The 22,528-nt window shown below is 52.5% G+C and carries 19 protein-coding genes; 7 read left to right on the top strand and 12 right to left on the bottom strand.

Annotated elements, in window-relative coordinates; all coding sequences use genetic code 11:
- Positions 1-10 precede the first annotated feature (10 nt).
- From pqqB to E1H14_RS01270, 6 genes are all read right to left on the bottom strand, one after another.
- Positions 11-931 (bottom strand): pyrroloquinoline quinone biosynthesis protein PqqB, encoded by a 921-nt coding sequence (gene pqqB / locus E1H14_RS01295; RefSeq protein ID WP_149389637.1) that lies wholly within the window; start codon positions 929-931, stop codon positions 11-13.
- 70 nt (positions 932-1,001) lie between these two features.
- Complete coding sequence (pqqA, locus tag E1H14_RS01290; protein WP_003243383.1) at positions 1,002-1,073, bottom strand: pyrroloquinoline quinone precursor peptide PqqA; 72 nt, start codon at positions 1,071-1,073, stop codon at positions 1,002-1,004.
- 310 nt (positions 1,074-1,383) lie between these two features.
- Positions 1,384-2,904 (bottom strand): acetaldehyde dehydrogenase ExaC, encoded by a 1,521-nt coding sequence (exaC, locus tag E1H14_RS01285; protein WP_149389636.1) that lies wholly within the window; start codon positions 2,902-2,904, stop codon positions 1,384-1,386.
- A 161-nt stretch (positions 2,905-3,065) separates the two neighbouring features.
- Positions 3,066-5,336, bottom strand: coding sequence for a putative bifunctional diguanylate cyclase/phosphodiesterase (locus E1H14_RS01280; protein ID WP_149389635.1), 2,271 nt, complete (start codon positions 5,334-5,336; stop codon positions 3,066-3,068).
- 105 nt (positions 5,337-5,441) lie between these two features.
- The gene (locus E1H14_RS01275; protein WP_149389634.1) at positions 5,442-6,110 is read right to left on the bottom strand and encodes a fumarylacetoacetate hydrolase family protein; all 669 of its coding nucleotides are present in this window, start codon (positions 6,108-6,110) and stop codon (positions 5,442-5,444) included.
- Between the two features lie 57 nt (positions 6,111-6,167).
- The gene (locus E1H14_RS01270; protein ID WP_235017354.1) at positions 6,168-7,349 is read right to left on the bottom strand and encodes an MFS transporter; all 1,182 of its coding nucleotides are present in this window, start codon (positions 7,347-7,349) and stop codon (positions 6,168-6,170) included.
- A gap of 91 nt (positions 7,350-7,440) precedes the next feature.
- Here E1H14_RS01270 and E1H14_RS01265 point away from each other — a divergent pair, with 91 nt between their 5' ends.
- The 7 genes from E1H14_RS01265 (at position 7,441) to dbpA (ending at position 15,345) form a co-directional block, all read left to right on the top strand.
- Positions 7,441-8,313 carry a LysR family transcriptional regulator gene (locus E1H14_RS01265; RefSeq protein ID WP_149389633.1) on the top strand — a complete coding sequence of 291 codons (873 nt, stop codon included), beginning with the start codon at positions 7,441-7,443 and terminating at the stop codon, positions 8,311-8,313.
- Between the two features lie 66 nt (positions 8,314-8,379).
- Positions 8,380-8,661, top strand: a complete 282-nt coding sequence (ppnP, locus tag E1H14_RS01260; protein ID WP_149389632.1) for a pyrimidine/purine nucleoside phosphorylase — start codon at positions 8,380-8,382, stop codon at positions 8,659-8,661.
- Between the two features lie 160 nt (positions 8,662-8,821).
- Complete coding sequence (gene serA, locus E1H14_RS01255) at positions 8,822-10,054, top strand: phosphoglycerate dehydrogenase (protein WP_149389631.1); 1,233 nt, start codon at positions 8,822-8,824, stop codon at positions 10,052-10,054.
- A gap of 269 nt (positions 10,055-10,323) precedes the next feature.
- A complete protein-coding gene (locus E1H14_RS01250) occupies positions 10,324-12,501 on the top strand; it encodes a malate synthase G (RefSeq protein WP_149389630.1) in 2,178 nt (725 codons plus the stop codon).
- Positions 12,502-12,581: 80 nt separating this feature from the next.
- Positions 12,582-13,022, top strand: coding sequence for an NUDIX hydrolase (locus E1H14_RS01245; protein WP_149389629.1), 441 nt, complete (start codon positions 12,582-12,584; stop codon positions 13,020-13,022).
- A gap of 130 nt (positions 13,023-13,152) precedes the next feature.
- Complete coding sequence (locus E1H14_RS01240) at positions 13,153-13,809, top strand: 2OG-Fe(II) oxygenase (RefSeq protein WP_149389628.1); 657 nt, start codon at positions 13,153-13,155, stop codon at positions 13,807-13,809.
- 156 nt (positions 13,810-13,965) lie between these two features.
- Positions 13,966-15,345, top strand: a complete 1,380-nt coding sequence (dbpA, locus tag E1H14_RS01235) for an ATP-dependent RNA helicase DbpA (protein ID WP_149389627.1) — start codon at positions 13,966-13,968, stop codon at positions 15,343-15,345.
- A 7-nt stretch (positions 15,346-15,352) separates the two neighbouring features.
- Here dbpA and nirD read toward each other — a convergent pair whose 3' ends face one another.
- Genes nirD through E1H14_RS01205 form a run of 6 tightly spaced genes read right to left on the bottom strand, consistent with a single transcriptional unit; the run spans position 15,353 to position 22,503 of the window.
- Positions 15,353-15,703 carry a nitrite reductase small subunit NirD gene (nirD, locus tag E1H14_RS01230; protein ID WP_200834000.1) on the bottom strand — a complete coding sequence of 117 codons (351 nt, stop codon included), beginning with the start codon at positions 15,701-15,703 and terminating at the stop codon, positions 15,353-15,355.
- The gene (gene nirB, locus E1H14_RS01225) at positions 15,700-18,213 is read right to left on the bottom strand and encodes a nitrite reductase large subunit NirB (protein ID WP_149389626.1); all 2,514 of its coding nucleotides are present in this window, start codon (positions 18,211-18,213) and stop codon (positions 15,700-15,702) included. The genes nirD and nirB overlap by 4 nt, the downstream gene beginning before the upstream one ends.
- A gap of 25 nt (positions 18,214-18,238) precedes the next feature.
- Entirely contained in the window at positions 18,239-19,471 is a 1,233-nt protein-coding gene (locus tag E1H14_RS01220; protein WP_149389625.1) for an NAD(P)/FAD-dependent oxidoreductase, read from the bottom strand.
- A gap of 4 nt (positions 19,472-19,475) precedes the next feature.
- Positions 19,476-20,303 carry an ABC transporter ATP-binding protein gene (locus E1H14_RS01215; protein ID WP_149389624.1) on the bottom strand — a complete coding sequence of 276 codons (828 nt, stop codon included), beginning with the start codon at positions 20,301-20,303 and terminating at the stop codon, positions 19,476-19,478.
- Positions 20,304-20,323: 20 nt separating this feature from the next.
- The gene (gene ntrB / locus E1H14_RS01210; RefSeq protein ID WP_235017353.1) at positions 20,324-21,238 is read right to left on the bottom strand and encodes a nitrate ABC transporter permease; all 915 of its coding nucleotides are present in this window, start codon (positions 21,236-21,238) and stop codon (positions 20,324-20,326) included.
- Between the two features lie 11 nt (positions 21,239-21,249).
- On the bottom strand, positions 21,250-22,503 hold the full coding sequence (locus tag E1H14_RS01205) for a CmpA/NrtA family ABC transporter substrate-binding protein (RefSeq protein WP_149389623.1): 1,254 nt from the start codon (positions 22,501-22,503) through the stop codon (positions 21,250-21,252).
- Positions 22,504-22,528: the final 25 nt, after the last annotated feature.

Here is a 22,528-nt window from a genome sequence, read left to right as displayed (position 1 = left end):
TTCAAACGGATTATAGTTCTAGGCTCATGCCGTCATAGGCGACTTCAATCCCCTGCGCAGTCAGCTGAGCGCGCTCAGCAGAGTCTTCGCGCAGAATGGGGTTGGTGTTGTTGATATGGATAAGGATTTTGCGGGGTTTCGTCATCCCTTCGAGAAGCGCGATCATGCCGTCTTCACCGGATTGTGGTAGATGTCCCATATGGACACCGAGCTTATCACCCACGCCGGCCACCAGAAGTTCATCTTCCTGCCAAAGCGTCCCATCGACTAACAAGCAATCGGCTTGTTTCATCACCTCCACCAAACGGCGATCCGGACGACCTAAACCCGGCGCATAAAACAGACTTTTGCCGGTGCGTGTATCTCGAATCAACACCCCGATGTTATCCCCAGGATGCGGATCATTACGGTGCGGAGAGTAAGGGGGTGCGCTGGACTGCAAGGCGAGAGCAAAAAACTCCAACTCAGGGGCTGCCGGAATATGGAAAGGATTCAGCGCAGCCTGTGTCGGAATCTCATGATGCACCAGACCACCATGCCAGTGACTGAGCATATTAAACACAGGAAATCCGCTAGTCAGATCCTCATGCACTTGGCGTGTACACCACACCTGATGCGGGCAGCCTTCACGCAGCATCAATAAGCCTGTGGTATGGTCAATCTGACTATCCATTAATACGATGGCTGCGATTCCGGTATCACGTTTTGCACGCGCCGGTTGTAAGGCAGGAAAAGCTTCGATCTGAGCACGAATATCGGGCGACGCGTTAAACAGAACCCAATCGATCCCGTTACTGCTGACAGCAATCGAGGATTGTGTGCGAGCTTTAGCTTGAATACGGCCTGCGCGGAATCCCGCACAGTTGTCGCAATTACAGTTCCACTGCGGAAAGCCTCCACCGGCAGCGGAGCCTAGAATCTGAATCTGCATCTGTAATTATTCTCATGGCAGACAAGGAGGGCTCAGGATGCCGACCTAAGGCCGGCATCCTGCTATGGGCTTAGCGATTTGCGAAGTACATAGTAACTTCAAAACCGATACGCAGATCGGTATAAGCAGGTTTAGTCCACATAATAGACTCCTCTTATTGTTATAGGTGACAGTATTGACACCCCTTTGATAGTAGGATCAGTTGCCAAGCACCTACATGGTACTTTGGAACTAATTTCCTGCTCATTTTGTGGCGCTCTTTGTAGCGCTATCCGTGGCCTCGTCTGTCTCACTGCCATCAGACATCGCGCAGATCAGACATAAAAAAACCTCCCGTAGGAGGTAATAGGATGCTTGGCAGAGCTAAGCAAGGATGCCACCAGGGTAGTGGCATGGGGGAGCAGGCACATCCTTGTGCCAGGTAACCAAATGATGAAGCTAACCGACAGAGCTTAGAAAAAGCCGAGTGGGTTGATGTCGTAGCTGACCAGCAGGTTCTTGGTCTGCTGATAGTGATCCAGCATCATTTTGTGCGTTTCACGACCCACACCAGACTTCTTGTAACCACCGAATGCAGCATGTGCTGGGTAGTGGTGGTAACAGTTGGTCCACACACGACCAGCCTGAATGCCACGACCCATGCGATACGCCAGGTTCATGTCACGCGTCCACACACCGGCACCCAAACCAAATTCAGTATCGTTGGCGATTTCCAGCGCTTCCGCTTCGTCTTTGAAGGTGGTCACAGAAACCACTGGACCAAAGATCTCTTCCTGGAAGACACGCATTTTGTTGTGGCCTTTGATCAGGGTTGGCTGAATGTAGTAACCCGTATTCAAAGAGGAATCCAACTGCTCTTTATCACCACCGGTCAGAATCTGCGCACCTTCGGCACGACCGATATCAAAGTAGCTCAGAATCTTATCGAACTGTTCCTGGGATGCTTGAGCACCGACCATGACTTCGCTATCCAGCGGGTTGCCACGCTTGATCAGCTTGATACGATCAATCACCTTAGCGATGAATTCATCGTAAATATCTTCCTGAACCAGCAAACGTGATGGGCAAGTACACACTTCACCCTGGTTGAAGAAGGCCAGAACCACACCTTCAACACACTTGCTGACAAACTCATCTTCCTGCTGCAGCACATCTTTAAAGAAGATGTTCGGTGACTTACCACCCAATTCAACCGTAGAAGGAATGATGTTTTCTGCGGCACACTTCATGATGTGTGAACCGACTGGAGTCGAGCCGGTGAAAGCGATTTTTGCAATACGCGTGCTGGTTGCCAGCGCCTGGCCTGCTTCCGCACCGTAACCGTTGACGATGTTCATCACACCGGCAGGCAGAAGATCCCCAACCAATTCAGCAAACTTCAGAATAGACCAAGGTGTCTGCTCAGCAGGCTTCAGAATAACGCAGTTACCGGCTGCCAGGGCAGGTGCCAATTTCCAAGCCGCCATCAGCAGTGGGAAGTTCCAAGGGATAATCTGGCCGACGACACCCAGCGGCTCATGGAAGTGGTAAGCCACAGTCTTTTCGTCGATCTCACCGATGCTACCTTCCTGTGCACGGACACAGCCCGCGAAATAACGGAAGTGATCCACGGCCAGAGGTACGTCAGCATTCAGCGTTTCACGCACGGCTTTACCGTTGTCCCAAGTCTCAGCAACCGCCATCATCTCCAGATTCTGTTCGAGACGATCGGCAATCTTCAGCAGGATGTTTGCGCGCTGGGTAACAGAAGTACGTGCCCAAGCGTCTTTTGCAGCATGCGCCGCATCCAATGCCAGTTCGATATCTTCAGCACTGGAGCGTGGAATTTCACAGAAGGCTTCGCCATTCACAGGGGAGATGTTTTTGAAGTACTGACCTTTGACCGGTGCGACCCACTGACCACCAATATAGTTCTCGTAGCGGGGTTTGACAGATGTGACCGATCCTTCTTGGCCTGGCTGTACATAGATCATAATATGAGCCTCTTGTTGTTATAGACTGACTCTAAAGTGAGTCGCGTTCGTTTCAGAGTTCATATTAGTCAGGCATCAGCCAATCCACGTATTATGCATTGGCACACAACCTTTACACCTTTGGTACTAAATCAACCTATTCGGGTGAAGGGTTTAGGTCTTTAGGCGCGCTCAGACAGCCGCATTAAACGCGCTTCCAGTTCGGCACAGGTTTCCGGCCGTGCGTAAAAATACCCTTGATATTCATGGCATTGCAAATCGGCCAAACATTGACGCTGAGCATCCGTCTCAACCCCCTCGGCTACCACTTTCATACCCAGGCTCTGCGCCATCGCCAGGATGGTGCTCACGAGTACCAGATCTTCTCGATTCTCCGGTAAGCCACTGATAAAACTCCGATCAATCTTCAAGCGTGGTAAACGCAAACGACGCAGATAATTGAGTGAGGAGTAGCCGGTACCAAAATCATCCAAGGCCAAACTCACCCCCAACTGCTGCAAGCGCCGGAGGACACGCGCACTGCGGGTGAAGTTCTCAAACAAATAGGTTTCCGTGAGTTCCAACTCCAAATACTTAGCGGGCAGTCCCGTTTTCTGCAAGACTTCCGCCACCTGGCTGACAAAAGCACTGCGGTTAAGCTGCCGCGCCGATACGTTCACCGACACACGTAAGGCATAGCCTTGCTGATACCAACGCGCCGCATCTTCACATGCACGCCTGAGCACCCAAGCACCGAGAGGATGAATCAGGCCATTCTCTTCCGCCAAGCCAATAAAACGATCCGGTGGAATCATCCCTTTTTCCGGATGTGGCCAGCGTATTAAGGCCTCAACGCCGACAATTTGATTGCTCGCCAAACAAACTTGGGGCTGGTAATAAATCTGTAGCGATTGCTGCTCCAGGGCGATCCGCAAATCCGCTTCAAGCTCAAAGCGCTCACGGCTACTTTGACTCATATCGGCCTGGTAAAACTGGAAACCCTTGCGTCCCTGCTCTTTAGCACGAATCAGGGCCGTATCGGCATGTTTCAAAAGATCTTCTGGGCTGCGTGCATCGCGTGGGAACAGACTAATCCCCAGCGTAGTCGCCATATGGACTTCACGCCCCTCCAGCTCAAAGGGCATCTGAAAAGCGGCCAACAACCTCTGTGCAACCGCTTCGACCTGGGCATCACTGCCTCGGTAGGGATAGAGGAACAAAAACTCATCGCCCCCTGAGCGCGCCAACGCCTCGTCTTGCCCAACAAAAGCCCGCAAACGGGCCGCAACCAAGCGTAAAAGTTGGTCGCCGGACTGATGTCCGAGGCTTTCGTTAATGGCTTTAAAACGATCCAAATTCAGAAAAAGCAAGGCCATCTTCTCCTGAGGCTGGGCTTGCTCAATCTTTTGATGTAAGCGCTCATACAACTGCAACCAGTTGGGTAAGCCGGTTAAGCGATCAAAATTAATCAGCTGGTGTATCTGTTGCTCCGCTTCACGCTGACGCAGATAAGCATCACTTAAACGTGCCAACAAGGGTCGCATCACCAAGGCCGTGACCAACACCCCCGCCGCCAAGAGTAATAACGTCACCATGAGCGGCCAGGCCAGAATTTTCATGGTTGAAGCATAAAGCTGGCTGTGAGAGTGCTGACTGAGCAACATCCAATCCGGGTGCTCTTGCAGAGTATGGTAAAACACCACCCGATCCAGATCGGTTTCTTTATACAAACCTTGAGTCTGCCCACGCCAGTTGGGCAACTCTTCACTGAGGCGCAGCGCCAAGAGCGGCGGCAAGTCTTGAGCTGAGATCCTTTGCATACTCGGCAGATAGATCAGATGCAAAGATTCACCGGATTCACTCTGAGCCTCTAACCACTGCAGCAAGCTTTGCATGCCAAACAGGATCAGATCACGTCCGACCAACCGCCCTTCAGGATCACGAATATCCGACGCCACCAGATAACTCGGACCAGTCTCTGCTTCCCAGAAACCCCGCACCAGCGTGGCGGCATCATCCACCGCCAGCAAGGCACGCTGTGCGGCTTCGGGAGGCACTTCGCCCGTACGCACCACCTCCTGGCCTAACTGATCCATACGCAGCAAACCTAGGGCATCCTCACTGGCTCTTAGAGGTTCCATCAGACGCGGTAGGGTAAAGGTTTGCAGCGCCTCTAATGTCATTTCGCCCTGATTAAAAGCACTGAGCGCTTCTCGGATCTGGGTACGGCTGGAGATCTGGCGTGCCACTTCATCAAAGCGGCTAAACAGCTGATCGAGTGTCTGCATCTGACTGAGCACTCGTGCAGCGGCCTGCTGCTCGGAATGTCCACGCACTTCGCGATATAAAGAGAAGACGGTTGCGGAAGCAACAAGTAGACCTGTCAGCAGAATACTGAAGGCAGCAAAGCGCAGAATACGCTGGCGAAGAAGATCGGTGGTGAGTTTACGCACCTAGGCAGGTCCATGCTTTTTTTCTGCCACCTTAACAGCTTTTAAATCCGGGGTTAAGCACTAATAACCCCGAATTTTAAAGGATTTTTTCTAGGGCAAACAAAGCTAAAGAGTGGATTCAGCCACCTGAGCTTCGGCCACAAGCAAACCTTCAAGTTCTAAAGTCAAACGATCGCCCGGCTCTAGGACTCCCACTCCGGCAGGTGTACCCGTCAAGATGACATCTCCAGGCTGGAGGCTGAACCAATGGCTGATGTAACTCAACAACGCGGGGATGGCGGTTAACATCTGTGCACTGCAACCCTGCTGCCGCAATTCGCCGTTAATATGCAGTGATAATTGCAATCCATGCAGCTCCTCACCCTGATAGGCCACCCAATGACTGATGGGGCAAGCACCATCAAAACCCTTTGCCTTTTCCCAAGGATGTCCCTGCGCTTTAAGCTTATCTTGGACTTCCCGTAGCGTTAGATCTAAGGCCAAACCTAAACTATGAATAGCCGCTACACAGGATTCAGGCTCAGCTCTGACCAGTGGCTGACCTATCAATAGCGCCAGCTCAGTCTCATAGTGCACAGCCCCCTGCCCCTGCGGCAATTGTATCGGCGTATCCAAGGCAACCAGTGCCGAAGCCGGCTTCATAAATAGAAGGGGCTCACTCGGTACAGGATTATTTAATTCCCGCGCGTGTTCCGCATAATTACGCCCCACACACACCACCTTACCAACCGGCAAGGCTAAAGGCTGCCCTAACGCATTACGATGTTGAAACAATTGCACTCTCCTTTTTGTTGCCGAATCTATGATCTATCCTGCCCAAAGGACTGGAATTTAGCTACATGATCTACGCGCCAGCACATAGGCCATACCTGCTGTCAGCGTAAAGGCTAGACAGGAACCCAGCACAACTCCAGACCACTGCCACTGCTGCCAAAAGGGGAACAGATATAAGCCTCCTAAACTCGCACCCAGATAATAGAACACCAGATAAAGTGCAGACGCACTGGCTTTCGCTTGTTGGGCATGACGCCCCACCCAACCACTGAGGACCGAATGGCACCAAAAAAAGCCGTAACTGTTGATTAAAAACGCCACAGTCAACAGCGGCAAGGTGCCGTGCAAACTTAACAAGCTCCCTAAAATTAATAGGGTGATCGCCATCCGCATACACTGCTCTGGCCTAAAACGTTGCAACAAACGCCCCGACAAAACCGATGCCAGAGTGCCACTCAGATAGGTCAAAAACAAGGCACCTAGCCACGCGGTAGGCAGGCTGTAAGGCGGCTCATGCAATACAAACGTGATGTAGGTGTATTGATTCAAAAAGATGGCAAAGTTAATCCCACCGATCAAAAATGCCAGCAATAAAGTGGGTGACTTAAGGTGCTCGTAGAGATGCTGAAGGAGTGTTTTCAGATGCCAAGGCACAGGCACAAATCCCCGTGAGGAAGGCAAAGCCCAAAGGACAAAAAATGCCACGATCCAGGTCATCCCTCCAAGAGCGGCAAAACTCATCGGCCAGCCCCACATCTCTGCAACATAAGCGCTGAGTAGACGCCCGACTATGCCACCCAAGGAGTTCGCGGCGATATATAAACCGACCGCCGCAACCATCGCTTGAGGGCTGAACTCATCGCTCATATAAGCAATCGCGACCGCGGGCACACCCGCCAGGAACAATCCCTGCACGGCTCGCCAAATCAATAAGGCTTGATAGCCCTCGACCCAAGCCATCATCAGCGTCGAAAAGGCGACGCCAAACAGAGTCAGTAACAAGAGTCCGCGCCGCCCCAGGATATCGGACAGCGGCCCCAACACAAGCAAAGCCAAACCAAGCACTAAAGTAGCCAGCGTATACAGCCAGTTAGCCGCCAACTCTGAAACTTGAAAATGCTGTGCCAGCATCGGCAGCAAAGGCTGTACGGCATGCAGATTGGCAAAGACTAAAAAAGAGGCCAGGCACAATGCCAAGGTGGCACGCCAATACGCAGGGCTGGAAAGAGCGATCATCATGTCTCACTCAAAGATAAAGAGAGGCAGGCTAACACTGGCTTTAGAATAATAAAAATATATACTTATTATTCTAATAATCAGGGTTTCTTATATGAATCTGAAGCATCTGCGCTATTTTGTCACCGTTGCGGATATGGGTAGTTTTACCGCCGCCGCGGAAAAACTGCATCTGGCCCAGCCTGCTGTGTCGATGGCGATTCAGAAGCTGGAAAAGCAGTTAGGGGTTCATCTCTTTCACCGCCACGAGCGCCAAATCAGTCTCACCGATGAGGGGCGAGAACTGATGCTGCATGCCCGGCGTGTGCTGATCGCCGCCGATGAAACCGAGCTAGCGATGCTCGAACTCAGCGGTTTGCAACGGGGTGAAGTGCGAATCGGTATTCCAGGGATGCTCGGGTCTTATTATTTCCCACCCATTTTAATGGCTTTCCGTCACCGTTATCCTGATCTCAAACTGGTAGTGATTGAATCCGGTACACGACGCTTGCAGCAGATGTTAATTGCCGGTGAGATCGATATTGGTGTCATTGTGGAAGATGATCCCTCATCCGATCTGGAAGTCTGTCATTTCCTGCGCGAACAGATGATGGTCGTAATGGCGGCTGACCACCCTTTAGCGGCGCATACCCACATTCGTTCTGAAGACTTTTTTGCTGAAGAGTTGGTACTCTTCAAAACCGGCTACTTCCACCGCGAAGTGATCGACAAGCTGGTACAACGCTCAGGTTTAAATCCACATATCGGGTTTGAAACCAATCTCATTCCTTTAATTAAACAGATCGTTAAACAAGGGTTTGGCATCAGCACTCTATTAGAGATGGTGATTCAAGATGAACCCTCTCTGGTGGCCCGCCCTTTTGCTGAGCCCATTTGGCTGGATCTGTGTCTCGCTTGGCGCCGTGGAGGCTACCTTTCACGCGCCAATCAGACTTTTATTGAATTCATGGCGGCACAGCAGGCATGACAGCCTGCCCTCGCCTGCTTTATGATTAGCCCCCTTTATCTATCCATCTTTCATGGGAGTTTCCTCATGCTCAGCGTCAATCAGTATTTTGATGGCAAAGTGATGTCTATCGGTTTCAGTGATGCGTCCGGTCCAGTGACCTCCGGTGTTATGGCACCCGGCGAATACACCTTTGGCACCAGCCAGAAAGAACTGATGAAAGTGACCTGTGGTGAATTGGTTGTCAAACTACCTGGCAGCGATACTTGGCAGAGTTTTCCTGCCGGAACTGAGTTCACCGTAGAAGCCAACCAGTCTTTTGATCTGCAGGTAGCCGTTCCCACCGCTTACCTGTGCTTCTACAGCTGATTCACTAAGCTCCAGTAACGCGACAAGCGGATTGTGATTCATCTTTTCTTGAAGAAATACCATCCGCTTGGTTCGGCGTTCCAGCACTTCCCTGTGGTAAACTGCGTTTCTAACTTGATCCCTAGCGATCCCTGTTCACTGAATTGATGAGCTGCCGAAGATGAGTAAACCGACTTCACTGGATAAAAGTAAAATCAAAATTTTGCTGCTGGAGGGTATTCACCAGTCTGCAATTGACACCTTTATTGCCCACGGTTACACCAACATTGAAACCCACAGCGGCTCTCTACCCGAAGCCGATCTGATTGAGCGCGTCAAGGATGTGCATTTCATTGGTATCCGCTCACGCACTCAGCTGACGGCTGACGTGTTTGCTGCCGCCGAAAAGCTGGTTTCAGTCGGTTGCTTCTGCATCGGCACCAACCAAGTGGATCTGACGGCTGCGACCCAGGCCGGTATTGCGGTCTTTAATGCCCCTTACTCCAACACCCGTTCAGTGGCTGAATTGGTACTGGCAGAATCCATCATTCTGATGCGCGGTGTGGCCGAGAAGAACGCTAAAGCCCATCGTGGTGTTTGGCAGAAAACGGCGAAGAACTCCTACGAAATTCGTGGTAAAAAACTGGGCATCGTCGGTTATGGTAGCATCGGTACTCAGCTGAGCATTCTGGCAGAAGGGCTCGGCATGGATGTGTACTTCTATGATGTCGTCACCAAACTGCCTCTGGGCAATGCTAAGCCAGTGGGAACTTTGGCCGAATTGCTGGCAATCAGTGATGTTGTCACCCTGCACGTCCCTGAACTGCCGTCGACCAAAAACATGATGGGTGCAGCACAGTTTGCGCAAATGAAAAAGGGCAGCATCTTCTTGAATGCCGCGCGCGGCACTGTGGTGGATATTGATGCGCTGTGTGATGCACTAAAATCCGGCCACCTGCTAGGGGCCGCGATTGATGTCTTCCCAGTTGAGCCGCGCACCAATGACGATGAGTTCATCAGCCCGCTGCGCGAGTTTGACAATGTCATCCTGACCCCACATGTCGGGGGTTCCACTATGGAAGCTCAGGAAAACATTGGCTATGAAGTCTCTGAGAAGCTGATCCGCTACAGTGACAACGGCTCTTCGATCACTTCGGTCAACTTCCCAGAAGTGGCGTTGCCCGAACATCCCAACTGCCACCGTTTATTGCACGTCCACAACAACGTGCCGGGCGTTCTCTCGAAAATCAACAATGTTTTCTCCGAGAACAACATCAACATTACCGGTCAGTATCTGCAAACCAATGATAAGGTCGGTTATGTGGTGATCGATGTCGACGCGGACTACTCCGCCATTGCGCTCGACAAACTCAGTGCAATCGATGGCACCATTCGCTGCCGCCGTCTGTTCTGATCATTCGCATGGCTCGGATTGAGCGACACGCGGCTCAATCCGATTGAGACAGCGGAAACCACCCATTTCCGCTCTCTTCCTTAGGCTCACCCAGCCGACTTTTGGACTCAGATCTGAGTCGAGAATTTCTCATACTTTAGGCGGCATCCTGACACAAAGCCGCATTTTTACGCTATTGTCGCGTTGCACAAACGACTTTTAACCCTACCCGAAGCATGCTGCCTCGTGCCGGCTCGGGACGGAATACCAAAAATTTTGAGGCATATACCATGAGCCAACGGGTACAGATCGGCGGCCTGCAGGTCGCAGAAGATCTTTTTAACTTTATCAACAACGAAGCTCTTCCAGGCACAGGTGTCGAACAGGACACTTTCTGGCGTGAGTTTGATGCTATTGTCCATGATCTGGCACCTCGTAACCGTGAACTCCTGAGTATTCGTGATCAAATGCAGGCGCAGATCGACGCTTGGCACCTGGCACACAAAGGTCAGGCATTTGATGCGACAGCTTACAAAGCTTTCTTAGCTGAAATTGGCTACCTGCTACCCGAAGGAGAAGATTTCAGCGCGACCACCAGCAACGTAGATCCTGAAATGGCCCTGATGGCCGGTCCCCAGCTGGTGGTTCCTGTGATGAATGCGCGTTATGCATTAAATGCTGCGAATGCACGCTGGGGCAGCCTCTATGATGCCCTTTATGGAACCGATGCGATTCCCGATACCCAGGGCGCTGAAAAAGGCGAAGGTTACAATCCTGCACGCGGCGCTAAGGTCATCGCTTTTGCGCGTCAGTTCCTGGATGATGCCGCACCTCTGGCACAGGGTTCACATAAGGACTCTGCAGGTTACAGCATCCAGAACGGCCAACTCAGTGTTGTCCTGCGTGATGGCAGTGAAACCCCTCTGGCCAATCCCGCTCAGCTCATCGGTTACAACGGTGAAGCCAGCAATCCAGATGCGATTGTTCTGCAACATCATGGCCTACATTTTGAAATCCAGATCGACCGCGACAGTCTGATCGGCAAAAGTGACGCCGCCGGTCTGAAAGATATTCTGATGGAATCTGCCCTGACCACCATCATGGATTGTGAAGACTCAGTCGCCGCCGTTGATGGCGATGACAAGGTATTGGTCTATCGCAACTGGTTAGGCTTGATGAAAGGCACCCTGACCGAAGAGATCAGCAAAGGGGGTAAAAGCTTTACCCGCAGCATGAATGCGGATCGTCGCTACACGGCACCGAACGGCAGCTCCGTCACACTGAAAGGCCGCAGCCTGATGTTCGTGCGTAATGTTGGCCATCTGATGACCATCAGCGCGATTCTCGATAAGGAAGGCAATGAGATTCCTGAAGGAATCATGGATGCGATGGTCACCACGCTGATCTCGATTCACGATCTTAAAGGCAACAGCCCCTTCCGCAACTCCACGACCGGTTCAATGTACATCGTAAAACCGAAGATGCATGGTCCCGTAGAAGTGGCGTTTGCCAACGAACTCTTTGGCCGTGTTGAGCAGGCTCTGGGCTTGGCAGCCTTTACCCTGAAAATGGGGATTATGGATGAAGAGCGTCGTACCACGGTGAACTTGAAGGAGTGTATCCGTGCGGCAAAAGAGCGTGTGGTGTTTATCAACACCGGCTTCCTTGACCGTACCGGTGATGAAATGCACACCTCTATGGAAGCAGGCCCGATGCTGCGTAAAGGCGATATGAAAACCACCGCCTGGATCAAAGCTTATGAAGACTGGAACGTCGACACAGGCCTGATGTGCGGATTACAGCGCCGTGCGCAAATTGGTAAGGGTATGTGGGCAATGCCCGATCTAATGGCTGGTATGTTGGAGCAGAAGATCGCCCATCCAATGGCCGGCGCCAACACAGCTTGGGTACCCTCACCGACTGCGGCTACCCTGCACGCTTTGCATTACCACAAGGTAGATGTCTTCGCACGCCAGGATGAACTCAAATCACGTCCACGCGCCAGCCTGGATGATATTTTGACCATCCCCGTTGCACAGAATCCCAATTGGAGTGCCGAAGAGATCCAGCAGGAACTCGATAACAACGCTCAGGGTATCCTGGGTTATGTTGTGCGCTGGGTGGATCAGGGTGTCGGCTGCTCTAAAGTACCTGACATCAACGATGTAGGGCTGATGGAAGACCGTGCAACTCTGCGTATCTCCAGCCAACATATTGCCAACTGGCTACACCATGGCATCTGTTCGGAAGCCCAGGTTAAAGAAACTATGGAGCGTATGGCGTCTGTCGTAGATCGTCAGAATGCGGCCGATCCACTCTATCGCCCTATGGCTCCTAACTTTGCTGACAGCGTTGCCTTCCAAGCTGCTTGTGAGCTGGTATTTGAAGGTCGTGCACAACCGAATGGTTACACTGAACCGGTTCTGCACCGTCGTCGTATCGAAGCTAAAGCCAAGTTTGGCGCTTAAGTTAGGTCCAACCTGCTGTGCCTTAACGCCGCTTCTATGAAGCGGCGTTTTGCTTTTCATCGTCTATTGGAGGTTTTTCTATGCGTTTCCTACCCCATGTCACCGTCGCAGCGCTGATTGAACAGGAAGGGCGTTTTTTGCTGGTGGAAGAAGGCGATCCCAAGGCTCCTGTGTTTAATCAACCGGCAGGACATATTGAAGCCCGTGAAACACCCGCGGCGGCCTGCATACGTGAAGCCTTAGAAGAAACGGGTTGGTCTGTCGAACCCTTGTATCTTTTGGGAATCTATCTGCTCGATCTCGGCCCAGAGAAAACCTACTATCGTTTTGGCTTTGTAGCCAAAGCAATTGAAAAAATCAGCGATGATCTCGATCAGGGGATTCTAGGCCGCCACTGGCTGACACTTGAGGAGATTCGCACACTGCACCAGCAAGGCCGTTTACGCAGTGATTTAGTCATGCAACTCATCGAGGACTATCTCGCCGGACGTCAATTTCCGCTGGACCTGATTCGTACCTAAGACAAGACGTGGATCTTTTGCTCTGCTCAAACGCTGCGCAATTAGATCAAATTTTCTAGCGAAATATTTCAGATGACAGCGCTCGGGTTTGGGTATATAAAACGCATCCCAACCCTTTGAGTGGCCCTCTGTGTTATCTCAACCTGATCTTCTTCTTTGCGCACAACTTTGTGATGACGTCGCGGATGCGCTCGTCAATCAAGGCTATTTCTGTCAGGATCACGCGCTTCCACAGACACTGACTGCGGCTTTACTCAACAATTTACAGCAATTGGAAGAGGAAGAAGCCTTGCAGCCCGCAGGTATTGGCCGCCAACAACAACACCAGCTGAATCGTCGTATTCGACGCGACAAGATCCACTGGTTAAGTACCGATGATCCTGTGCAAGCGACTTATCTGGCTTGGATGCAGGCGTTACAGCAAGGCCTGAATCAACGTCTATTCATGGGATTGTTTGATTACGAAAGCCATTTTGCCCACTACCCACCGGGGGCGTTTTATGCACGCCACCTGGATGCCTTTCAAGGACGGAGTAATCGGGTACTGACCAGCGTTTATTATCTGAATCAAGATTGGCAAGAGGCAGACGGCGGTGAGTTGTTGCTCTACACCGAGGAACAGAGTACCGCCCTGGCAGAGATACGACCTGAAGCGGGGCGCTTACTGATTTTTCTGAGCGATCGTTTTCCACATGAAGTGCGACCGACACAACGCGATCGTTATAGTATTGCGGGCTGGTTTCGTATTAATAACAGTCTAAATGGACAAATAGATCCGCCAAGTTAAGTGCCTGCCAATCACCACTCAAGCAGATCTAGATGTCCTCAGATGCCAGCGGGCAAGCCTGCAACTCTCTTTTCCATCGTCTTTAATTGTTCATTTCCCCTGCTTTCAAGAACAACCGTGTTAAACTGAATTTTTCAATCGATGAACGGAATACCTGTGAGCTCAGCCCCTTTTAGCCAACTGCCCTTACCCCCTCGCGCCCTCGAAAACCTGACACAAATGGGTTACACCCAGATGACGGAGATCCAGGCTCAAAGCCTACCTGCTCTGCTGTCGGGCCGTGATCTGATTGCACAAGCTAAAACGGGTAGTGGTAAAACGGCTGCCTTTGGCATCGGGCTGTTAACACGCTTGAATCCCAAACTCTTTGCCGTACAAAGTCTGATTTTGTGTCCGACACGTGAATTAGCCACCCAGGTCGCTAGCGAATTAAGACGCTTAGCGCGCTACCTCGATAATATTAAAATTCTAACCCTCTGTGGGGGGCAGCCAATCGGGCCACAAATTGGCTCACTAGAGCACGGTGCTCATATCTTAGTCGCCACTCCGGGGCGACTATGTGACCACCTACGCAAAGGTACGGTAGAGTTAAATCAACTCAACACCTTAGTGCTGGATGAAGCCGATCGAATGCTCGACATGGGCTTTGAAGCCGATATTCGTAGCATCATCGGGCAAACCCCTGAAAAGCGTCAAACTCTGCTTTTCTCAGCCACCTACCCCGAGCAAATTGAAGCCATCAGTGCCGCTTATCAGTTTGATCCGCTACGCATTGAGGTCGAAAGTCAGCATGATGAAGCCAGTATTGAGCAGCTTTATTGTGAGTGCAGTGCTGAGCATAAAGCCGATACACTCGCAGCGCTCTTACAAACTTACCAACCCGAAGCGGCCGTGATTTTCTGTAACACCAAGCAGATGTGTATCGACCTAGCACAAGCATTACGCCCTTACAGTCTCAGTGCTTTAGCGTTACATGGTGATTTAGAACAAAGAGATCGTGATCAGGTTTTGGTGCGCTTTAGTAATGGCAGCTGTCGCTATCTGCTCGCCACCGATGTTGCTGCACGGGGTTTAGATATTGAGAGTGTGGAGTTGGTGATCAATGCCGATGTCCCACAAGATCCTGCCGTGTATACACACCGAATTGGCCGTACCGGCCGTGCTGGACGCTCAGGTCGCGCTATCACGCTCTGTACGCCCCGAGATGGTCAGCGTTTAGCACGTATTGAAGCCTTACAAACACAGACGTTAACTCGATTAGAACCGACACCGGAACCCGACCCCTCTCGCCAGCCGCCCCCTGCCACGATGGTCACTCTGTGCATTGCCGGTGGACGCAAAGAAAAACTAAGGCCTGGCGATCTACTCGGTGCCTTAACACGCAATACTGAGATCGATGGCTCTATGATTGGCAAGATCCAAGTCGGCGACCATCATGCTTATGTGGCTGTGGCACGCCCTTTGGCCGCCACAGCACTTGAGCATCTCCGATCCGGCAAAATCAAAGGACGCCAATTTAAGGTTCGACGTATCTAAAGGCTGATTAGATCGCTAACCAGACACGCTCTCCCTGAATGCGTACCGGCCAGGTACGCACAGAGACACTTTCATCCTCCCAACAAACTCCTGTTTCTAAGTCAAAATGCTGTTTGTATAAGGGTGCAGCGACAGACCAACGTCCGTCGCGCTCACACAGCAAACCATAAGCCAGGACCTCTGCCCCCGAGAAGGGGTCTTGATGGGCTAAGGCATACACACTCGGTGAGTGCTCTGGAAGATAATAGAGTGCAACCCCTTCTTCCTCTAAGAGCAACGCCACACCGGAACCGGGCACGAGATCTTCAAGGTGACAAACCTCTTGCCAGACTTGTCCTGCTGGATGCATCGCATTCATACTCTTTCCTCTGTAATGTCACGTGCCGGAATCATTTGTCCGCGCTCTTCGACCCACTCCAAACGCGCACGTCTAGGATCTTCTGCATTGATGTAACTGCGGAAACGTCGACGCTTAGTCGGATCTTGAACCGCGGTTTTCCATTCGCACTGGTAGCTGTCCACCACCGCTTGCATGCGCGCTTCCAGTTCTGCACCCAGGCCCAGACTGTCTTCAATCACGACCTGGCGCAGATACTCCAGCCCGCCCTCCAAGGATTCCAGCCACACCGAGGTACGCTGCAAACGATCTGCGGTGTAGACGTAGAACATCAATACACGGTCGATATAACGTACTAGGGTGGCATCATCCAGATCGGTGGCAAACAGATCGGCATGTCGTGGACGCATTCCTCCATTACCACAGACATACAGATTCCAGCCCTTGTCGGTGGCAATCACCCCGATATCCTTGCTCTGAGCTTCGGCACATTCACGCGTGCATCCCGAAACGGCCATTTTGATTTTATGCGGCGAGCGCAAACCCTTGTAACGATTCTCCAGTTGAATCGCCATGCCCATGCTGTCCTGCACACCGTAGCGACACCAGGTTTCGCCTATGCAGGATTTCACCGTGCGCAGGGATTTTCCATACGCATGTCCGGTTTCAAATCCCGCATCGATCAACTCCTCCCAGATGAGCGGTAGTTGATCCAGGGTGGCGCCAAACAGATCGATACGCTGCCCTCCGGTAATCTTGGTGTAGAGCTGATACTTCTCCCCCACCTCACCGATCTTAATCAACATTTTGGGCGTGATTTCACCACCGGGAATACGCGGGACCACGGAGTAGGTGCCATTTTTCTGCATATTCGCCATGAACGTGTCGTTAGTATCCTGCAAGGGCAGATGCGACGGCTCCTGCACATGTTCATTCCAGCAACTGGCTAGGATTGAAGCGACCGCGGGTTTACAAATCTCGCACCCTCCACCCTGACCGTGCTTTTCCAACAGCTCGGCAAAGGTACGCACACCTTCCACCCGCACCAGATGGAAAAGCTCCTGGCGGGTGTAGTTGAAATGAGCGCAAAGATTGCGATTCACGCTGACGCCACGCTGCTCCAGCTCATGCTCCACAACCGACTTCAATAAGCTGGCACAACCGCCACAACCGCTGCTAGCTCGTGTGCTACTTTTCACCGCCTCAAAACTCAAAGCGCCTTCGTCCATGGCCGCACACACCGCTCCCTTGGTCACATTGTGACAGGAGCAAAGCACGGCGCTCGCCGGTAAGGCATCCGCTCCTAATGCCGGTGCCGCAGCGGTACCCGGAAGAATCAAGCTTTCAGGCTGAGCGGGAAGCGACAGACCGTTCAGTGCATATTGCAACAGCGTGTCATAGTAACTATTGTCTCCGACCAGAATGGCACCGAGCAGCGTCTTACCATCCTGCGAGACGACTAAACGCCGATACACGCCATTTTGCTCATCCAGATAACGGTAATTGCGTGCCCCCGCCGTGTGTCCATGCGCATCGCCAATGGAGCCGACATCAACACCTAAGAGCTTGAGTTTGGTCGACATATCCGCACCGGTGAACGCAGCGGACTCTTCACCTAATATGGCGGCCACGGCGGTTTTTGCCATCTGGTAACCGGGGGCGACCAGACCGAACATCTGTCCTTGCCAACTCGCACACTCGCCTATGGCATAGACATCCGCCACCGAGGTTTGGCAGTTTGAATTGATGCAGATTCCCCCGCGTTCAGCCAGCGCCAAACCGGCCTGACGCGCCAGCGCATCCTGTGGCCGGATACCGGCAGAAAAGACTAAGAGGTCGGTCTCCAGATGCGATCCATCGGCAAAGTTCAAGCGCAAACGCTTTTCCTGGCCGGATTCAATCAAGGTCGTAGATTTTTCCAGCCACACCTGAACACCTAGGGCTTCAATCTTATCTTTCAAGACTTGACCGGCTTCATTATCCAATTGGACAGGCATGAGTCGCGGGGCGAACTCCACAACACTGGCCTGCAAACCCAACTGTTTCAGGGCATTGGCTGCCTCCAAACCCAAAAGTCCACCACCGATCACAACACCCGAGGTCGCCCCTTGGGCACTTGCGGCAATAGCATCCAGATCCTGCAGAGTCCGATAGACATGGCAATGCGCCTGCTCACGACCTGGAATGGGTGGCACAAAGGGGTAAGACCCTGTGGCCAATACCAACACATCATACTCATAACACCCCTTGGCGGTGTGCAGAGTCCGATGCTCCGTATCCAAGGCCTCAACACCCTCCCCTAAATGCAGATGTATATCGGCGTGTTGGTATAACTCTGCCTCACCTAAACGGAGCTGTTCGGCGTCCCAATGCTCAAAATAGCTGGAGAGATGAACACGATCGTAGGCGGCCACGGGCTCTTCTGCCAGTATATGCAGCTCATAGCTACCCACAGGTGCCTGTGCCTGCCACTGCTCAACAAAGTGGTGTCCCACCATGCCGTTACCCACCACAAATATGCGCTTTTTCATAATGCTGTTACTCCCAGGCGCAGCGTCAGGCTGCGGCCTCTTCTGGTCTCAATTCGCTGATTTCAGTCTGTCCGGATAAGAGGGCCAGTGGATCTTTGATCACCTCTTGGGCACGGATGAGCCGCACTAGATCTGGGCTGGATTGGGTATCACCATAGAGTATGGCACCCTGTAAACGCCCTTCTTGACGTAATAAGCGGGCATACACCCCGGCTTGTGCATCCAGCAATACCACATCCTCTGGACTCGGTTCGGCACTGATTTCGCCACAGGAAAAGAGCGCGATACCGGATATTTTCAACTGCGTGGCCTGTAAGGGTTCCTGATAATGCACCGCTTGCCCGGCCAGTATTGCCGCCAGTACCTTGGCCTGTTCCCAGATCGGGGCCACCAGTCCATAGGTCTGCTCACCCAATTGGCAGCACTCTCCCAAAGCAAAGATGTCCGTATCGGAACTCTGCATCCGGGTGTTCACCTGAATGCCACGCGCCACTTGCAGCCCTGCTGCCTTAGCCAGATCGATGCGAGGCTGAATGCCGAGGGCACACACCACCGTTTGGGCCGGCAAGAAGTCACCGCTTTTTAACTGCACCCCACGTACCTGACCTTGTGCATCCGCACAGATTTCAGCCACCGAGCTATGAGTCAGGATATTCAAGCCACGCGCGCTCAGATTACTTTGCAGGAGTTGAGCCGCCGACTTGTCCAGCTGTCGATTCAACAAGCGATCACCACGCTGCAACAGGGTGACCTCCATACCCAGATGCCGCAGCCCTTCTGCAGCCTCCAGCCCGAGAAACCCGCCACCGATCACCACCGCGGCCTGCCCTTCCTGTGCCGCTTGGCGCAAGGAATGGAGGTCTGCCTGAGTGCGAAAACACAACACGCCTTTAAGGTTTTCGCCGACACAACCCGGCAAAACAGGCGAGGAGCCCGTCGCCAAGACTAAGCGACGGTAGAACCACTGCCGCCCATCCTCAGCGCTCACGCATTTCTGCTGCGGCTGCAACTGGGAAACTTTTACCGCCGTCAGCAGCTCAATCCCCTGCTCCTGATACCACTGTGCACTGGCCAATTCTGCCGCAGCATCCTCCACCTCATTCGCTAACATCGAAGAGAGCAGAACGCGGTTATAGGGTAGGCAGGGTTCTTCACCCAGCATCAAGATACGTTGCGGACGTTGCGGCTGCGCCACTAACTCCTGCACCAGACGATGCGCAGCCATGCCATTGCCGAGGATGATCAGGTCATACATCATGGTGTTAGCCCTGCACAGCCTGACGCTGACGGCGCTGACTGAGGTCCTCAACCTTACGCTGTTTCTCGTAGAGGAAACTCAGCACCGCCTGACGGCAATGGTTGTATTGCGGATCATCTGCAAGCGCGATGCGATCACGTGGCCGTGCCAGTGGCACTTCAAGAATTTCACCGATGGTCGCCGCCGGGCCATTGGTCATCATCACGATGCGATCCGACAGCAGCACCGCCTCATCCACATCGTGCGTCACCATCACCATGGTGGCACCGGTCGCGGCCAGAATGCGCATCAACTCATCCTGCAGGTTGGCTCGCGTGAGCGCATCCAGGGCACCGAAGGGTTCATCCATCAACAGAATTTGGGGTTCCATCGACAACGCACGGGCGATACCAACTCGCTGCTTCATGCCGCCGGAAATCTCATGCGGATATTTAGTTTCAGCATGCGACAGACCGACCAGATCCAATGCCGCCAGGGTGCGCTCACGCAGCTGTGGCTTTTTCTCACGTCGACCAAAGACCTTTTCCACCGCCAGATAGATGTTGTCAAAACAGGTCAACCAGGGCAGCAAAGAGTGGTTCTGGAACACTACGGCGCGTTCTGGACCCGGGCCCGCAATCTCACGGTCATTGCAGAGCAACACCCCTTGAGTCGGCAGCGTCAGCCCGGCGATCAAGTTCAGCAAGGTCGATTTCCCACAACCCGAGTGGCCGATCAGACTGATCGACTCACCCGGTGCCAGGTTCAGATTGACATCGCGCAGTGCGACAAAAGGGCCTTTCTGCGTTTGAAAGGTTTGTCCGGCATTTTCGATTTGAATCAACTTTTTCATGGCAAACTCCTTATTCCGACTCAGCTGCGCTGCTCATAAGAGAAACGACGCGCCAGCAACATCAGACACTGTTCTAGCAACAGACCCACAATGCCGATGACAAAGATCGCGATAATGATGTGTTCGACCTTGAGGTTGTTCCACTCATCCCACACCCAGAAACCGATTCCCACGCCGCCGGTGAGCATCTCCGCCGCGACAATGACCAACCAAGCCGTACCGATCGAAAGGCGAATACCTGTCAGCATGTAAGGCAACACAGCAGGGAACAGAATCTTGGTGAAAATTTTCCATTCCGAGAGTTGCAGGACACGCGCCACGTTCAGGTAATCCTGGGGAACACGTGTTACGCCCTGTGCGGTGTTCATAATCATCGGCCAGATGGAGCAGATAAAAATAGTCCAGACCGCTGCCGGATCAGCACGTTGAAACACCAACAATCCGATCGGCAACCAGGCCAAAGGACTGACTGGACGCAACAAACTGATGATGGGATTCAACATCTGCGACAGGAGCGCAAAGCGTCCGAGCATAAAGCCCGCCGGAATGCCAACCAACGCGGCGATACCAAAGCCTAAAGCGACACGCTCTAGGGAGGCCAGAACATTCCAGCCGATACCTTGATCATTCGGCCCGTCGATATAGAAGGGTTCTGAAAATAAGATAACGGCGGCCTCCCAGGTTTGGCCGGGAGTGGGAATGGAGCCACCATTAAACGTGGCCAGATGCCAGATCCCAATCAAAATCAACAAGCCCAACACGGGCGGCAAGGTATGACGCAACACCGGCGCGATCCAAGCATTCATGGAGTCTGGCCAAGGACGTACCTGTCCTGTGCGCAGACGGTGTAGCATTGAGTTTTGCGGTTTAGCCTGAGCTTTTGCCGGTGGCGGTGACTCAGGCACAGAGGTTTTTTTCATGGATAAACTACTCATCACTTCACTCCTTAGACTTTCACCGCAAAACCTGCTGCGTAGGCTGCTGGATCACTGCCATCCCACACCACACCATCCATCAGCACGGAGCGACGCATCAACTGTTCAGGGGCTTTGATATTCAGTGCTGAAGCCGCTTGCGTGTAGAGATCGGTGCGGTTGATTTTGGCTGCGATGCCTAAATAATCAGGATCGGTATCGATCAGACCCCAGCGTTTGTGCTGAGTCAGGAACCACATACCATCGGAGAGATAGGGGAAGTTGACTGCACCATCATCAAAGAACTTCATGCTGTGTGCATCTTTCCAACGCTTACCTAAGCCATTTTCATACTCACCCAACATGCGCCCTTCAATGACATCTACACTGGTGTTGATGTAGGAACGCGCCGCCACCACACGAGCCGTTTCACGGCGATTATCGTCACTCGCATCGATCCAGCGCGACGCTTCAAGAACTGCAGAAATCAACGCCCGAGCAGAATTCGGATGACGTGCGACCCAAGCATCGGTTGTACCCAGAATTTTTTCTGGATGATCCTGCCAGATCTCTTGTGTAGTGGCGGCTGTGAAACCAACCTTATCGGCAATCGCACGCTGCCCCCAAGGCTCACCGACACAGAAACCATGCATATTCCCAACTCGTGCATTGGCCACCATTTGTGGAGGCGGCACCACAATCGAACGTACATCTTCAAATGGATGAATATCGTGCGCCGCCAACCAGTAATACAACTCCATCGCATGGGTGCCGGTTGGGAAGGTTTGTGCGAAGGTATAGGTGCCCTTGGCGCTGGCATCCACGACCTTCTTCAAGGATTCACCATCGGTTGCCCCCAACTCTTTCATCTGTGTGGAAAGGCTGATTGCCTGACCGTTCTGGTTCAAAGTCATTAAGCAGGCCATGTCGGTTTTTGGGCCACCCACCCCCATCTGCAGGCCATAGACCAGGCCATAGAGTACATGGGCAGCATCCAACTCCCCTGACACCAGCTTGTCACGGACTGCCGCCCAGCTAGCTTCTTTACTTGGGATGATTTTGATGCCGTATTTCTCATCAAATTTCTTAACCGCCGCCATCACGACAGAAGAGCAATCCGTCAGTGGAATAAATCCCACTCGAATCTCTTTTTTCTCAGGGGCATCGGAACCCGCAGCCCAGATGGCAGAGGGCGCCAAGCTTGTGCACAGCGCCCCCCCGAAGGCCGCACTGCCCTGTAGAAAACGGCGACGCGACAAAGACGGTTGAGAGAGTTTGTTTTTCATGGGCTTCACCTCATAAATTGCTCAA

The organism is Nitrincola tapanii (genome assembly GCF_008368715.1).
Lineage (GTDB): Bacteria > Pseudomonadota > Gammaproteobacteria > Pseudomonadales > Balneatricaceae > Nitrincola > Nitrincola tapanii.
This window is presented reverse-complemented; position numbering and strand designations above follow the sequence as displayed.

Excerpts from the sequence above, each read along its gene's own strand:
- ppnP (WP_149389632.1), top strand. The coding sequence starts at position 8,380 with ATGCTCAGCGTCAATCAGTATTTTGATGGCAAAGTGATGTCTATCGGT.
- nirB (WP_149389626.1), bottom strand. The coding sequence starts at position 18,213 with ATGAAAAAGCGCATATTTGTGGTGGGTAACGGCATGGTGGGACACCAC.
- exaC (WP_149389636.1), bottom strand. The coding sequence starts at position 2,904 with ATGATCTATGTACAGCCAGGCCAAGAAGGATCGGTCACATCTGTCAAA.
- pqqB (WP_149389637.1), bottom strand. The coding sequence starts at position 931 with ATGCAGATTCAGATTCTAGGCTCCGCTGCCGGTGGAGGCTTTCCGCAG.
- E1H14_RS01215 (WP_149389624.1), bottom strand. The coding sequence starts at position 20,303 with ATGAAAAAGTTGATTCAAATCGAAAATGCCGGACAAACCTTTCAAACG.
- E1H14_RS01205 (WP_149389623.1), bottom strand. The coding sequence starts at position 22,503 with ATGAAAAACAAACTCTCTCAACCGTCTTTGTCGCGTCGCCGTTTTCTA.
- E1H14_RS01245 (WP_149389629.1), top strand. The coding sequence starts at position 12,582 with ATGCGTTTCCTACCCCATGTCACCGTCGCAGCGCTGATTGAACAGGAA.
- E1H14_RS01220 (WP_149389625.1), bottom strand. The coding sequence starts at position 19,471 with ATGATGTATGACCTGATCATCCTCGGCAATGGCATGGCTGCGCATCGT.
- E1H14_RS01270 (WP_235017354.1), bottom strand. The coding sequence starts at position 7,349 with ATGATGATCGCTCTTTCCAGCCCTGCGTATTGGCGTGCCACCTTGGCA.
- nirD (WP_200834000.1), bottom strand. The coding sequence starts at position 15,703 with ATGAATGCGATGCATCCAGCAGGACAAGTCTGGCAAGAGGTTTGTCAC.
- ntrB (WP_235017353.1), bottom strand. The coding sequence starts at position 21,238 with ATGAGTAGTTTATCCATGAAAAAAACCTCTGTGCCTGAGTCACCGCCA.
- E1H14_RS01250 (WP_149389630.1), top strand. The coding sequence starts at position 10,324 with ATGAGCCAACGGGTACAGATCGGCGGCCTGCAGGTCGCAGAAGATCTT.
- serA (WP_149389631.1), top strand. The coding sequence starts at position 8,822 with ATGAGTAAACCGACTTCACTGGATAAAAGTAAAATCAAAATTTTGCTG.
- E1H14_RS01265 (WP_149389633.1), top strand. The coding sequence starts at position 7,441 with ATGAATCTGAAGCATCTGCGCTATTTTGTCACCGTTGCGGATATGGGT.